Source organism: Amycolatopsis halotolerans (genome assembly GCF_042647905.1).
Lineage (GTDB): Bacteria > Actinomycetota > Actinomycetes > Mycobacteriales > Pseudonocardiaceae > Amycolatopsis > Amycolatopsis halotolerans.
Genome location: NZ_JBHRWI010000064.1, coordinates 1 through 14340 on the forward strand (window position 1 = coordinate 1; position 14340 = coordinate 14340).

Here is a 14340-nt window from a genome sequence, read left to right on the forward strand (position 1 = left end):
CTACCGCCCCGAACCCAACCACTTGACAAACACAGAGGAACCCTCAAGGAGTCCTTCATGGACCACAAGACCCGGCCGCATGGCGACAAATCGGGCGTCCCGCTGCCGTTGGTGTCCTTTGTGGACGGTCAGCGGGCCGAGGTCAAGCGGCTCAAGTTCCTGGCATCGGAATCTGAGTCCGTGAAGGGGCCCCTCACGGACCTGTTGCCCGCGCGTCCGCCTCGGCCGGCCGGGTTAGACGCTGAGCGGGGACGGCGTGACGAGAACGTCCTCCAGCGCCCGTCGCGGAGTCCGCGGCACCGGGGCGCCGTAGCCGAGCCGGAGGACGATCTGCGGCCAGAGCCCGCCGCCGAGCAAATCGCGGAGTCTGGCGCGGATCGCGGGCACTTCGACCGGCTGGGAGATGAACGAGGCGTCGATTCCGCGGGCGGTGGCGGTCAGCAGGACGCGCTGCATCGCCTGCCCGGCGCGAAGCCGGTCGATCGCCAGGTCCGCGAACGTCCCGATCACGACGACCAGCGGAGCCGCGCCCGGGGCGCGCGAGCCGCCGCCGTAATCGCGCAGGACCCAGGTGTCGTCGGCGGTCACGGCGCCTCCCGCGGCGAACGGGACGCCGTCGCGCCGGTTGCGGCCGCGGCCGGTCCAGCGCTGCCATTCGGACCGGAAGGCCGGGTCCTCCGTCTGGAGCCGGTGGCTTTCGCGGATCAGTTCCTTGAGCCCGGCGAGCTGGTCCTCGTCAAGCCGCGGCAGCCAGGCGTGTTCGACCTCGGCCGCGTGCCGCAGCGCGCCCAGCGCCCCGCCAGGCACGGGTTTCGCGGTGAACGGCGTGCGGTTGGTGTGCCGCAGCGGGATGGCCTCGGCCAGGGACGCGAGCTTGCGGTCGGTCGCGGCGGCGGCCCGCGGGCGCACGAGGGCGAGCAGTTCGGGATCGCCGCGGCGGGGGAAGTAGCTGATGGCCGGATGCACGCCGGTCGCGTGGATCGCGGCGCGCAGGTTGAACAGCGCCGCCCCGCAGGAAAGCAGCAGTTCGCGCCGGTCCGGGTCGGCGACGGGCAGCGTGCGGTCGGCGTCGGCGCGCACCTCGATGCCCGTCGGGCCGACGCTGAACAGCCAGGGCTGGGTGTTGTGCGTGGACGGGGCGAGAGTGGCGCTGTGCAGCACCGACACCACCTGTTCGGCGCTGAGCAGGCCGGACGGCGCCACCTGAAGGGTCATCCTTCTCCCCGGGACCGCGAAACGCGGGACACTGTGTCGTGCGTGGTTCTTCGCTTCAGCATGCGTCCGCCGGGCGGGGGCGCACAGGGGCGAAAGTCATCTGTCTGAGAACGCCGAGCGCCGAAAGCAGGTCTGATGCCGGAAACCGGAGAGGGCCCCCGGAAGCTGTCCGGAACGCTGTCGCAGCTGCGGCTGCGGGAGACGCTGCGCGATCTTCAGGAGCGCATCGAACTCTTGATCGGCACCCGGGACAAAATGGACGGCCTGCTCGAGGCGGTGCTGGCGGTCGCATCGGGGCTGGAACTGGACGCGACGCTGCGCCGGATCGTGCGGGCCGCGGTGGAACTCGGCGAGGCGCACTACGGCGCGCTGGGCGTGCTCGGCGACGACGGCGCGCTGGCCGAGTTCGTGTACCGGGGCATCGACGCCGAGACGCGGGAGCGGATCGGGCACCTTCCGGAGGGGCACGGGCTGCTCGGGCTCGTGATCGACGACGCGAAACCGTTGCGGCTGAACGAGATCTCGGCGCATCCCGCGTCGGTCGGCTTCCCGGCGAACCATCCGCCGATGCACTCGTTCCTCGGCGTCCCGGTGCGCGTGCGCGACGAGGTGTTCGGCAATCTCTACCTCACCGAGAAGAAGGACGGGGCGGAGTTCACCGACGACGACGAGGTGATCGTGCAGGCGCTGGCCGCCGCGGCGGGGATCGCGATCGAGAACGCGCACCTCTACGAACAGACCCGGCTGCGGCAGCGCTGGCTCGGCGCGACCAGCGAGGTGACCACGGAACTGCTCGGCGGCACGGATCCGGTCGACGCGCTGGAGCTGATCGCGGGCCGCGCGCTGGAACTGACCGGCTCCGACATCACGATGCTCGCGCTGCCCGGCACGGGTCGGCTCGACGTCGACGAGGACCGGGACGCCGAGCCCGCCGAGCTGACCGTCACCGTGTGCGCGGGCGGCGGCGCCGACCTGACCGGGAGCCGGATGCCCGTCGCCGGGACGGTGCCGGGCGCGGTGTTCCAGGACCGGACCCCGCGCCGGATGGCCGAGCTGAAGCTGTTCGCCGACCGCGGCCGGGGTCCGGCGCTGGTGGTGCCGCTGCGCGCGGGCGACCACACCTCCGGAGTGCTGATCGCCCTGCGGGACCCGGGATCCGCCCTGTTCGAGACCGCGCAGCTGCCGGTGCTGGCGTCGTTCGCGGACCAGGCGGCGCTGGCGTTGCAGCTGGCGGCGCAGCAGCGGGCGGCGCGGGAGCGGGACGTGCTGTCCGATCGTGATCGGATCGCCCGGGATCTGCACGACCATGTGATTCAGCGGCTGTTCGCGGTGGGGCTGGCGATGCAGAGCACGCAGCGCCGGACGAAAACGCCGGAGCTGCAGCGGCGGCTGCAGGAGAGCATCGACCAGATGCACGAGATCGTGCGCGAGATCCGCACCGCGATCTTCGACCTGCACGGCGGGGCGGCGGGCAACGTCCGGCTGCGGCACCGGCTGCACGACGCGATCGCGGAGCTCACCGACGACGCGCCGCTGCACCCGACGGTCAGCATGGCCGGCCCGCTCGACGCGGTGCCCGCCCAGCTGGCCGAGCACGTGGAAGCGGTCGTGCGGGAGGCAGTCAGCAACGCCGTCCGGCACGCGGGCGCGTCGGCGCTGTCGGTTTCCGTAGCGGTCCGCGACGACGTGGTGCGGATTTCGGTGACCGACGACGGAACGGGGCTGCCGGAGGGCGTTTCCCCGAGCGGGCTGGGGAATCTGCGGGAGCGCGCGGAGTCGGCGGGCGGGGAGTTCGCGCTCGGGACGCGTCCGGGCGGGGGCGTGCGGCTGGACTGGTCGGCGCCGCTGAGCTGAGGCCCGGGGAGGTGCGGCCGACGGAGGATTTCGCCCGGGCAGCCCGGGGGAATCCGCGGCGAGGGTCAGGCGCGGAGCGCGTCCGGGCGGTGATCCCCGGACCGGCTGGCCGGGATCGTCGCGCTGAGCTGGTTCAGTTCGGCGTCGACGTCGACCACGACCGCCTCCAGCAGTTCCTGGGAAAGGTCGCACAAGGCGCGTCCGGCGGCGAGATAACCGGCCACGTGCGTGAGCCCGCGTCCCTCGGCCGCGCTGTGCGCGAGGCCCACGCCGGAGTATTCGTCCCCGTCGTCGGTCCGCAGCACCGCCCGGGCGCGGGTGTAGTGCACGGTCCGGTCGAACGCGACGGCGAGTGTCCACTGCTGCGGGGTCTCGGTCATGTCAGCTCCGTTCCGGGTTCACCGTCGCAGGCCCCGTCGGGGAAGGAAAGGGCCGGAAGTCCTCTGCGCGCCTTCGTATTCCGCCGCGGGGACCAGCCGTTTTTCACGCCAGTGCCGATCGTGCTGCGCCGGGCGCGGGCCGGGATAGGGCCGGAGGTCACCGCCGCCCCGGCGGACGTCCGCGGCTCGGTGCCGTTCCCGCGCGGCGGATCGCGGGCCTCGAACGTCCACTGTGGACCGCTGGTGGGCGGGCAACGGCCGCGTGCGACTGTCCATTGCGGACGGTCCAGGTCCGGCGAGGCCGCTTCGGCGGGAGCCCGGGCCGGGAGTAGGGTGGGAGAGCCGTCCGACGCTGCCGCGGAACTCGGCTGGGTTCCGGAGTCGGAGGGGCGGTGAAACGCGCGATGACGAGAGTCGGGGATTTCGCCGAGGCGGTGGGGCCCTTGCTTTCGGAACTGTTCGCCGTACTGCGCGAAGGCCGCGACGTCACGGCTCCGCTGGCCGGGGTGTGCCGCTCGGTCGTGGAGTTGATGCCGGTCGACGGGGCCGCGGTTTCGCTGATCGTCGAGGGCGGGCAGCGCACGCTCGTGCTGGCCAGCGATCCGGTGGTCGAACGGCTGGACGCGGTGCAGTTCAGCCTGGGCGAGGGCCCGTCCTTCGAGGCGTTCGAGACCGGAAGGCCCGTGCTGGTCCCGGATCTGTCCGAGCGTCTTCCCTCGTCGTGGCCGGTGTTCGCGACGGAAGCCGCACTGGCCGGGATCGGAGGCATATTCGCGTTTCCGCTGCGGCGCGGCGCGGTGAAGCTCGGCGCGGTGGACACCTACCGGCGGGCTCCCGGGTGGCTCTCCGACGAAGAGCTGGCGACGATCCTGCACGGGACCGATCTCGTGACCAGTGCGTTGCTGGCCGTGGCGACGGCGGGTTTCGCGAGGGACCCGGACGACAACGTGGTCAGCGGCCTGGTCCGGGGCCGGGTCGCGGTGCACCAGGCCACCGGGATCGTGATCGCGGAGTTCGGGATTCCCGCGGGACAGGCGCTTGCCCGGCTGCGCGGGTACGCGTATTCCCGGGGGAGGCTGCTGGACGAGATCGCGCGCGACCTCGTCGCGCGGCGGCTGCACCCGCGGGACATCGAGGCATGAGAGCTGACGGACGGCCGGGAACCGCGCGGGCTGTGCGCGGAAGCCCCGCCAGTGGGAAGGAGAGAGACCGATGAGCGACGGGTTCGCCGGCGCGGTCGCGTCGTCCAGCGAGAACGAGTTGCTGCGCGCGTTCGTGGACATGGCCGACACCCTGGTCGACGAGTACGACGTGGCGGACATGCTGCACCGGCTCGCCAGGTACTGCGTTTCGCTGCTCGGCGCCTCGGCAGCCGGGCTGCTGCTCGCCGACCAGCGCGGCGGCCTCGAGGTGGTCGCGTCGTCGGACGAGGGCACCCGGATGCTGGAACTGCTGCAGCTGCAGACCGAACAGGGGCCGTGCCTGGACGCCTACCGCAGCGGCCAATCGGTGACGATCGAGGACATCGCCGCGGAGGCGGTGCGGTGGCCGAATTTCGCGCGGATGGCGGGCGCGGCGGGATTCCGGTCCGCGCAGGCGATTCCGTTGCGGCTGCGCAAGCAGGTGATCGGCACGTTGAACCTGTTCGGCGGCGGCACGAGCCCGCTGGCCGGGTCCACGCTGAACGTGGCCCGCGCGCTGGCGGACATCGCGACGATCGGGATCCTGCAAGAGCGCGCGATCCGGCGCGGGGAGCTGCTGACCGAGCAGTTGCAGCACGCGCTGAACAGCCGGGTCGTCATCGAGCAGGCGAAAGGCGTGCTGGCGCATGCCGGCGGGGTGGAAATGGACACGGCGTTCGACCGGCTGCGCGGCTACAGCCGCACGCACCGGGAGCGGCTCAGCGAGGTGGCCGAGGCGGTCGTGCGCGGCGAACTCCGGCCGGGACAGGTTCTCAGCGAGGACTGAGCTCCCGGCCGTCACCCGCCGCGCACGGGAAACCACCCGGAATGACCGTAACGGCCCCGCTCCGTGCACCGGCCCGGCGGCGCGGCGGGGTGCGGACAGCCCGGACGGACGTCTTGGCAAGGTCCGCGAGCCGCCGCTACTGTGGATTTCCCGGAAGGGGTCCCGACAGGGATCCCGCCTGGGGAAGTGCAGATGCCGCGTGCCCTGGCCCCTGGCTTTCTGACATCTGCGACATGGAACCCGTGCCGACAGTCCGGAGTGCCTGATGTCGCTTCCGTCCCCCGAAGCAGTTTTCCGTACCCGGCGCAGGAAAACGTGCGATCGCTGCGGCGAGCAGATCCCGCCGGGGAAGCTGCAGACCGCGCTCGTTCCCGATTCCTCGCGCGTCGATCCCGCCGATTTCGCCGGTCACGGCCAGCGGCTCGTCTACGCCTGCGGCGACGAGCACATGGCCCGGCTGGTCGAGAAGGCCCGGCGCGACTGGGTCGACGAGCAGTGGTGGTTCGGCCTGCTGTGCCAGGCCAGCCGGTCCGCGGGGCAGGCGTCGCTGCCCGACCTCGCGCGCCACGCCCGGCTGTCCGACGGTCAGCTCAACGCGGCGCTGCAGTGGAACGCCGCCGCCGACCATCCGCTGGGCTGCCTGCCGGGCGGGCAATCCTGCTGACCGCGGCCTGATTCGCGCGCTCTCCGCTCGCAGCGTCCGCGCGGGTGCCTTGCTGTGTCCGGTGCGGCGCCCGGCGAACCGGACGGTCCAGCTGATCAGCAGCACCACGATCAGGAGACCGGCCGCGGACGCGACGAGCCCGCCCGCGTGCGACAGCCAGCCGAGGAGCATTCCCAGCATTCCCGCCGCGGCGGCGGTGAACAGCTTTCGCCGTAGGTCAGGCTTGCGGAAAAGGCTCCCCGGACGGATCGCGCACACCAGGACCGCGCCGGCCGCGAGGGCCGATACCAAGGCGAACAGCCGCGCGGGCAGTGCCGGGCCGAGTGCGCACAACAGGAACACGCAGCTGCAGGCGAGACGCCATTCGATTCGAGCGGACACGGCACACCTCGGTTTGTCGGGCCTTGTCTTCGAGGTGCTGCCCACGGTAGGTACGCGCCGTTCCCAGCGGGCAGGGCCGGAGGACCCGATTCGGAGGGCCTCTCGAGCGGCGGGAGGCCCGAATCGGACAAAAAGCGGCCCGGGTCTCGGTTCGGTACGCATATTCCCGCGGAATTCGTCCTCGGTGCTCTCGGATTAACCGCACTCGACAGCCGGACGCGCGACGGTCTCGCGGGACGCGGTCAGGCGGCGGAATCTCCGATCCCTGACAAAGACCATTCTGCCCGGGAATTTGACAGTTCCCGCGCGACCGAACGGAGGTTGTGCCTTTTCCCGCCGCGCCCAGACTGGAGTACGGCGGGAACGCGCGGTCCGCGGGCGTTCTCGTGGCGGTGGCCGGGAAAACGGCCATCGGTGAGGTCGAGCCCATGCCGGCAGGTCGCCTGTTCGGTGCGTGGATGCCGCTCGTCGTGTCCCGCGTCCGCCGTCGCGCTCTCCCGGCCAGGCAGGAGCGAAGGAGGACGGATGAGACTTGACGGGAAGGCAGGCGTCGCGCTGGCGGCGGTCGCCGTCGTGGCGTCGTCGCTGGCCGGTTCGGCGTCCGTGGCGGGCGGCCGGGCCGAGGCCGCCCCGCCGCCGGCGCCGGCGTGCTCGCCCGGCACGACGGTGCCGACCGACGACGGGCCGGTGTGCGGGATCGCCGGCCCGGACGTCCGGTCGTGGGAAGGAATCCGGTTCGGCGCGCCGCCGGTGGACAATTTGCGCTGGGCGCCGCCGCAGCGGCCGGCGAAGTGGACCAAGCCGTTCGCCGCGACCGCGCCGGGCAACGCCTGCCCGCAGCCGGCCGGCCTCGGCCCGGGTTCGGAGACCGAGGACTGCCTGAACCTGAACGTCCGCGTGCCCGCCAACCCGGGGCACGGGAAGCTGCCAGTGATGGTGCAGCTGCACGGCGGCGGATTCCTGTTGCTGCAGGCGCAGAACGCGAGCCGGCTCGTGACCGAGGGGCACGTGATCAGCGTCGAGGTCAACTACCGGCTCGGGATTTTCGGGTTCCTGGCGCACCAGGCGTTCGGCGAGCACGCGGGCGACTACGGGCTGCAGGACCAGCAGGCCGCGCTGCGCTGGGTGCAGCGCAACATCGCGAAGTTCGGCGGAGATCCGCACAACGTCACGATCTACGGCGCTTCCGCGGGCGGGTCGAGCGTCTGCGACCACACCGCCTCGCCGACCGCGGCGGGCTTGTTCCAGCGCGGCATCAGCCAGAACGGCGAGTACAACTCGTTGCTGGGCACGGACATCCAGTGGCAGCCGCAGGACTGCAAGGCGGATCTGCCCGACGAGGAGCAGGCCCAGCAGGCCGGAGCGCGGTTCGCGAAAGCGCTGGGCTGCCAGGACAATGCCGGTGCGTGCTTGCGCAAGGTGCCCGTGGCGACGCTGTTGAAACAGGCGGGCAACGGGATGAAACCGGACAGCGGCACGATCGCGCCGATCGTGAACGGGACGACGCTGCCGCTGTCGCCGGGCGAGGCGTTCGCCAAGGGCCGGGTCAACAAGGTGGCGCTGATGCACGGCGTGGCCCGCGACGAGGTCCAGCTGCCGTCGGCCTCGACGGCGGAGGATTACCGCAAACTGGTGGCGCAGCAGTACGGCGAGCACGCCAAGGAAGTCAGCGAACTGTACCCGCTGAAACGTTTCCCGAACCCGGCCCCGTTCCTCGCCTTCCGGACCATCGTGGCCGACTCCAACTCGGTCTGCCCCGCGGTCCTGAACGACGAGCGCCTGTCGCGCCACATCCCGGTCTTCGCCTACGAGATGGACGACACCGACGTGCCGCCCGCGTTCTTCCTGGACCCGACCAAGCCGAACGGCGCGTACCACGTGGCGGAAGGGATGCTGCTGACGCCGCCGCCGGGAATCAAGCTGACCCCCAACCAAAAGGTGCTGTCCGACCAGCTGGTGGCCCAGTGGACCGGCTTCGCCCGCACCGGAAACCCGACCGTGGACGGCACTCCGCGCTGGGATCCCTTCACCGAGAGCAACCCGGTGGTCATGTCTCTGAACGCGGCGGGGGACAGCCAGCTCACCACTGAGATCCCGCGCCAGCACCGGTGCGACGGGCTGTGGAATCCGTTGGCTCCGTTCGTTCAGCATCGGTGAGGTGCCTGGTACCCGGTGGGGTTTCGCTGCGTACGCGACGCCGAGGTACGTGAGGGGAACCCTGAGGGAATCAGATTCCCTCAGGGTTCCCCTCACGTACCTTCGCCAGGCGATGCGCCTCGTCCCCTCGGCCAGCACCGCTTCTCAAGTAGGCGGGTGCCAGGTTTTCCTTCTGTGGTCAGGGAAGCAGTGGCAGCACAGTCCGGGCCGCGATCCGGCTGGTGGTGTTCGTGGCGCTGTCTTTCAGCGAGTCGGGATAGGTGACCGGCGGATTGGGGCTCGTCCGGTAGCCGAGGTACTTGCTGGCGCTGGTGCCGTTGTACCCAGTGCACACCAACGTGATCAACCACTGCCGCCGCGCCGCGCCGTAAGGCCCGCCAACAGCTTCGGCTTCAACATGGCATTCCGGTTCGAGCTTCGCGATCACGATGTTGCTTCCGTCGCGAACCGTCGCGAGCAGGCCGGTCCCGCTGAACCCGGCCCGGCTGCGCGCGACCTGCGCGATCGGCGCGACCGCGTGGAGTGCGAAGCCGAGCTGGTCCACCGCCGATTTGTCGGTGATCGCGGACAGCTGGCTGTCGATCAGGTTCACGCAATACGAGCTGTCCCTGGCATACGCCTGCAGCGTGTCCGGGGTGAACCGTTCGATGTCGGCGAAGTCGTCGACCGCGCTGTGCGCGCAGGCCTTGGCCTGGGTGATCGCGACCTGGTCGATGTGGTTGATGAGCTCGGTTTTGGCGGTGCTGATGGCGTCGAGGATGGCCCTGGTCGCGTCCTCGATCGAGCGTTTGTTGCCGAAGAAGTCCTTGAGGACCGAGTAGGCGGTCTGCGCCCAGGTGACGATGGTGCCGATGACCTGCGGCCGGGCGGTCGCGTTCGCCGGGGCGGCCCCGGTTCCGGCGAGCAGGGCGAGGGCCAGCGCGATCGCGGTCGCGCGGTGTGCCCACTGTCTTCGCATGTGTGCTCCTCTGTCGGGAATGGCGAAACGACCGGTGGTTAAGCACCGGTCGTTCGCGGGGAATGGCCGCCCCGTACCGCGGTGGCCGGCCGAGATTATTGGACCGGCGCCCGCGTGCTGAGCGCAATCCTTCGTTCGGCGCAAACCCCTTGCGGCGTCCGCGAAAGCTTGAGCAAAGACATAAGGCGGAACTGGTTTAGCCGTTTTCGCCCTTGTGTTCCCGATGCGGCTCGACGACGTTCCGGAATTGCGTTCAGGGGCGGCCGCCTTCGAGGTGGATCGTTTCGCCGGTGAGGAATTCGGCTTGCAGCATCCAGAGCACCGCGTCGGTCACGTCGGCGACGGCGCCGGTGCGGCCGACGAGGGTTCGCTGCGCGGCGTTGGCGAGGAAGTCCGCCTTGGCATCGCCCTTGGCGTCCCAGGCCCCGGAGTCGATGATCCCCGGCGACAGCGCGTTGACGCGGACCGGTGCGAGTTCGGCGGCGAGGTGCCGCGCGGCGAACGAGGCCGCACCGTTGGTCACGCCTGTCACGACGCTCCCGCGCGCCGGACGCCAGCCGACCTGGCCGGAGAACAGCAGCAGCGACCGCCGGATCGTGAAGTGCTTCGCGAGCAGCAAGGGGCCGATGACCTTGGCGGTGAAGGCGTCGACGGTCCTGTCCCGGTCGAGTTCGCGGACCGGCGCCGCGTGGGGTGCCGCGGCCGTGTTGACGAGGTGATCGACCTCCCCGAGTTCTGCGGCCGCGGAGGCGATGGTCGACTCGTCGCGCAGGTCGATGTGCAGTCCGCCGGGACGGTGGGACGCGACGTGCACCTTCGCGCCCTCGCCGGTCGCGGCGTCGGCGATCGCCGTGCCCAGGTGCCGTCCGCCCAGCACCAGCACTGTGTGCCCGGCCAGCCCGTTGCCCATGGTCCTTCTCCGTTTCGTCGGTTGTCGTGGCCGAAGTAGGCTATGGAAAAGTAACCAGGTACTTCAACGTAACCGGAACCGGAGGAATCGCCGTGGGCTACAACGTCATGTCCGCGACCTGCCCGTCGCGGGTGGTGCTGCACCGGATCGGGGCGCGGTGGACGGTCTTCGTGGTCAACGCGCTCGAGGACGGCCCGCTGCGCTTCACCGTCCTGGCGGAGAAGATTCAGGGCGTCACCCCGAAAGTCCTCACCGAGACGCTGCGCGCGATGGAGGAGGACGGCCTGCTCGCCCGCGTCGACTACGCGGAACAGCCGCCCCGCGTCGAGTACGGGCTCACCGGCCTCGGCCGGTCTCTGCTCGGGCCGCTGCGCGCGGTCCGCGAATGGGCGGAAACCCATGTCCCCGAGATCCTCGAAGCCCGCGAACGCGCCCACTCGGCGCGGCAGGACTGAGACGGCTAATTTCCCCCTGGCCGGGTCGCTTTTTGGGTAGGCCGTACCCATGCGCCGCCGGCCCGCCGCGTGGCAGGCTGCGACCCATGTCGCGAGCGGGGTCCGAACCGTCCGGCGCGCACGGGGGCGCCCGGTGCTTCCGGCCTGCGGTACAGCCGCTGGTGAGCGCCGCGTCGAGACAGCTGCGCGCCGCCGTGCCCGATGCTGACGCGGCCGAGCTCGCCGCCGTCGGCCAGGGAATGGAGGACTGGCTCAGCGACCGTCTGTGCGCCGCCTCGGCCCGGACGCTCGTCGCCAGCCTCACGTCGTTCGACTCCTTCGTAGCCAGCGACCCGCTGCCGGACATCCTGGCCCAGCACCCGGGCCTGGCCGAGCTTCTCGACGCTCTCACAAGCAACGCCGTCTCCGCCGCTTCGGAACTGCTGACCCGGTTCGACCAGGACCGCGCCCTGGTGGCCGGTTTCCTCGGCGGCGATCCAGGACGGGTCATGGCGGTGGCGTTCGGCCGCGGCGACGCTCATTGCGGCGGCCGGACCGTCAGCGAACTCAGTTTCGCCTCCGGTGCCCGGCTGATCTACCGCCCGCGCCCGGTCGGACTGCACGCGCGCTGGAACGACCTGCTCGCCGAGCTTGCCCCGCTCCTCGGCGGTCTCGCCCCTGGCCGGGCGGAGGTGCTGGAGCGCCCCGGATACGGCTGGGTCGAGTTCATCCACGCCCGCCCTGCCGCTGACATCGACCAGTTCTACCGTCGGCTGGGCGCGCAACTCGCGCTGCTGCACGTTCTCGGCGCCACCGACATCCACGCGGAGAACGTCGTGGCGGCTGGCGACTGTCCGGTCGTGGTGGACGTCGAAACGCTCTTCCAGCCCCGCTGGACCCCGCACACCGACGGCGGTTCCGATCCAGCTCTGACGACACTGGAAACCTCTGTCCTGAACACCTTTGTCCTGCCCCGCCCGGTATTCGGCCCTTACGGCCGCCTTGATCTTTCGGCGTTCGGCGGCCGTCCGGGCCGGTTCCCGCACGACCTGCCCGCATGGGCCGACGCGGGTACCGACCGGATGCACCTGGTCCGCGGCCCCGCCCCGTACGCCGGCGGCCGGAACCTCCCGGCCCCCGACGTCGATCCGGCGGCCCACAGCAGCGCTTTCCTGGACGGCTTCCGCACTGCTTACCGGTCGCTCGCCGGAGACACCTTGCTCCGCGGCTTGGACCGGTTCGCGGAAGCCGAGTTGCGGATCGTTCCCCGGGCGAGCGAGTGGTACGCGGACTTGCTTCGCGAATCGACGGAACCGGCGTTCCTGCGCGAGATCGACGGCCGCGCGAAGGCGTTCGCTCCGCTCGACGACGTCACCGCGTACCCGCACTTCGCCCGCTTCGCCGACGCGTCCCGGGCCGATCTGCTGGCGGGGGACATCCCGTACTTCGCCGCAACAGTGGGTGGGCGAGAGGTCTGGACCACTGCCGGTACCCGGCTCCCGGACGTCCTGGAAACCGACGGCCTGTCCGCGGCGCGGGCCCGGATCGCCAGTCTGGGGGAGCAGGACCTTCGCGCGCAGCTGTGGTTCGCCGAGGCCTCTCTCGCCACGATGACGCCCTTCGCCGGCCACCGCCTGGTACCCGGTGCCGCGGCTGGTCTCGAGGTGCCCGATCCGGCGCGCCTGCTTCAGCTGGCCGTGGACATCGGCGACGACCTGCTGCGGCGGGGGAGTGCCGATGCGGTGCGGATCAACTGGCCTTCGCTGGAGATCGCCGAGGACGGCGACTGGTGCGTCCGGCAGATGGGCGCTTCGCTGGGCAGCGGGTATTGCGGGGTGGCGCTGTTTCTCGCTGAGCTGGGGAAGATCAGCGGACAGGACCGTTTCCTCGACGCCGCGGCCCGGACGGTCCGGCCCCTGCCGGGGCTGGTCGAGTTGCTGGACGGCTACGCGTCGCTGGCGGTGGGCGTCGGGCCGGGCGCGTTCACCGGGCTGGGCGGAATCGCCTATACGGTCGCCCGGTTGGCCGATTTGCTGGCGGATTCCACGTTCGACATCCCCGCGGCCTTGCGCGCGACCGCTGCTGCCGCCCGAGCTACCGAGGCGGCGGATGTTGCCGACGGTCTGGCCGGGGCCGTACTAGCTGTCTCGGCCGTGGCGGCTGACACTGGCCTGCCGGAAGCGGGTGCGCTCGTCGAGGAACTGGGTGCGCGGCTGGCTTCGCTTTCTCCTTTGCCTGGCGGGGGATTCCTTTTCGGCCGAGCTGGGGTGGCGCACGCTCTTCGGCTGGCCGGCCGTGCTCCGACCGGCGGCGAAGCTCCGGCGACCGGGCTCGGCTGGTGCTCCGGCCTGGCCGGTCTCGTCCTCGCTTCTCCTTCTCCCCGCCTGGTCGACCGTTTCCGCGCCGCGCTGGAACAACGGCCCCCTTCGCCGGATCATTCGCTGTGCCACGGAGAACTCGGGGTCCTCGACGCCGCCAGGTCCGTCGGCGCACCGGTCCGGCTCCCGCGCGGACTCGCCTGCGGAACCCCGGGCGCGGTCCCGACGCCAGGCCTGCTGCACGGCCTGTCCGGCATCGGCCACGGCCTGCTGCGGCTGGGTTTTGCCGACCGGGTCCCGGCGCTGTCCCTCCTGGAACCGGCCGCCGGGGCGGTTCCCGAACACCACTAGGAAATCCCATCGGAAAGGAGAACCGGAAATGCACGAGGACGTCCAGCCCGCACCGGAAGCCGAGGAGGACGCCGCCGAGGCCGAACAGGCCGTGCCCGCCTGGCGGCGGCAGTGGGTGCGCTCGGCGGTGCTGACCGGAATGACCGTGGGCGCGGTCGCGGTGGTCGCACTGGCGGGAGACCCGAGCACAGTCGCCGGGATGAGCTGAGACGGACGGCTCCGGCGGCGAAGGCGCTGGCTGGGCCGGTCTGGCGGTGGCGCGGAGAGGCTGACTGGATAGGCCTGGCAGCGGGCGCGAAGGGGCTGATTGGCCAGGTCTGGCGGCGAAGGCGCTGGCTGGGCCGGTCTGGCGGTGGCGCGGAGAGGCTGACTGGACAGGGCTGGCAGCGGCGCGAAGGCGCTGGGTGGGCAGCTCTGGCGACGGCGCGGAGAGGCTGACCGGACAGGCCTGGCAGCAGCGCGAAGACCGGGCGGGGGTTCGGTGGGTGGCCGGGTGTCCCTTGTGGACGCTCGGCCATCCCAACGCGCCGGGACGGTGATTCGGTCCGGCGCGGCGGACTGGCACGTCGCAATGCCAGGGACTCAAGGCGGCGCTGCAGGTGCGGTTTGAGGGGTGCTTGTCCTGGTCGCGGGGGCCGGCGAGGCCGGTGCGGGGTGTGCTGTCCGTGAGGGGAACCCTGAGGGAATCAGAGTCCCTCAGAGGGTGTTGTGAAACCTGGTTGTGGTGCGGTGTGTCGGTGGTGGTAGCGG

At 71.2% G+C, this 14340-nt stretch carries 12 protein-coding genes; 8 read left to right on the forward strand and 4 right to left on the reverse strand.

Translation table 11 applies throughout. The features are described from left to right. Positions 1–234 precede the first annotated feature (234 nt). Entirely contained in the window at positions 235–1215 is a 981-nt protein-coding gene (locus ACFORO_RS40630; RefSeq protein WP_377868791.1) for an Acg family FMN-binding oxidoreductase, read from the reverse strand. Positions 1216–1350: 135 nt separating this feature from the next. Here ACFORO_RS40630 and ACFORO_RS40635 point away from each other — a divergent pair, with 135 nt between their 5' ends. Beyond that, complete coding sequence (locus tag ACFORO_RS40635) at positions 1351–3069, forward strand: GAF domain-containing sensor histidine kinase (RefSeq protein WP_377868792.1); 1719 nt, start codon at positions 1351–1353, stop codon at positions 3067–3069. A 65-nt stretch (positions 3070–3134) separates the two neighbouring features. On the opposite strand, the gene ACFORO_RS40640 is transcribed toward ACFORO_RS40635, so the two are convergent. Then, positions 3135–3449, reverse strand: coding sequence for a dsRBD fold-containing protein (locus tag ACFORO_RS40640; RefSeq protein WP_377868793.1), 315 nt, complete (start codon positions 3447–3449; stop codon positions 3135–3137). A gap of 404 nt (positions 3450–3853) precedes the next feature. Between ACFORO_RS40640 and ACFORO_RS40645 the strand changes: the two genes are divergently transcribed. The 4 genes from ACFORO_RS40645 (at position 3854) to ACFORO_RS40660 (ending at position 8619) form a co-directional block, all read left to right on the forward strand. Further along, the gene (locus tag ACFORO_RS40645) at positions 3854–4591 is read left to right on the forward strand and encodes a GAF and ANTAR domain-containing protein (protein WP_377868794.1); all 738 of its coding nucleotides are present in this window, start codon (positions 3854–3856) and stop codon (positions 4589–4591) included. A 70-nt stretch (positions 4592–4661) separates the two neighbouring features. Further along, the gene (locus ACFORO_RS40650) at positions 4662–5417 is read left to right on the forward strand and encodes a GAF and ANTAR domain-containing protein (protein WP_377868795.1); all 756 of its coding nucleotides are present in this window, start codon (positions 4662–4664) and stop codon (positions 5415–5417) included. Positions 5418–5682: 265 nt separating this feature from the next. Next, complete coding sequence (locus ACFORO_RS40655) at positions 5683–6081, forward strand: hypothetical protein (RefSeq protein WP_377868796.1); 399 nt, start codon at positions 5683–5685, stop codon at positions 6079–6081. Between the two features lie 906 nt (positions 6082–6987). Next, the gene (locus tag ACFORO_RS40660) at positions 6988–8619 is read left to right on the forward strand and encodes a carboxylesterase/lipase family protein (RefSeq protein WP_377868797.1); all 1632 of its coding nucleotides are present in this window, start codon (positions 6988–6990) and stop codon (positions 8617–8619) included. A 178-nt stretch (positions 8620–8797) separates the two neighbouring features. On the opposite strand, the gene ACFORO_RS40665 is transcribed toward ACFORO_RS40660, so the two are convergent. Further along, positions 8798–9577 (reverse strand): hypothetical protein, encoded by a 780-nt coding sequence (locus ACFORO_RS40665; protein ID WP_377868798.1) that lies wholly within the window; start codon positions 9575–9577, stop codon positions 8798–8800. 253 nt (positions 9578–9830) lie between these two features. Then, positions 9831–10487, reverse strand: coding sequence for an SDR family oxidoreductase (locus tag ACFORO_RS40670; RefSeq protein WP_377868799.1), 657 nt, complete (start codon positions 10485–10487; stop codon positions 9831–9833). A gap of 92 nt (positions 10488–10579) precedes the next feature. Here ACFORO_RS40670 and ACFORO_RS40675 point away from each other — a divergent pair, with 92 nt between their 5' ends. The 3 genes from ACFORO_RS40675 (at position 10580) to ACFORO_RS40685 (ending at position 13798) form a co-directional block, all read left to right on the forward strand. Next, positions 10580–10942 (forward strand): winged helix-turn-helix transcriptional regulator, encoded by a 363-nt coding sequence (locus ACFORO_RS40675; protein WP_377868800.1) that lies wholly within the window; start codon positions 10580–10582, stop codon positions 10940–10942. Between the two features lie 86 nt (positions 10943–11028). After that, a complete protein-coding gene (locus tag ACFORO_RS40680) occupies positions 11029–13590 on the forward strand; it encodes a type 2 lanthipeptide synthetase LanM family protein (RefSeq protein WP_377868801.1) in 2562 nt (853 codons plus the stop codon). 28 nt (positions 13591–13618) lie between these two features. Beyond that, positions 13619–13798 carry a hypothetical protein gene (locus ACFORO_RS40685; RefSeq protein ID WP_354742671.1) on the forward strand — a complete coding sequence of 60 codons (180 nt, stop codon included), beginning with the start codon at positions 13619–13621 and terminating at the stop codon, positions 13796–13798. Positions 13799–14340: the final 542 nt, after the last annotated feature.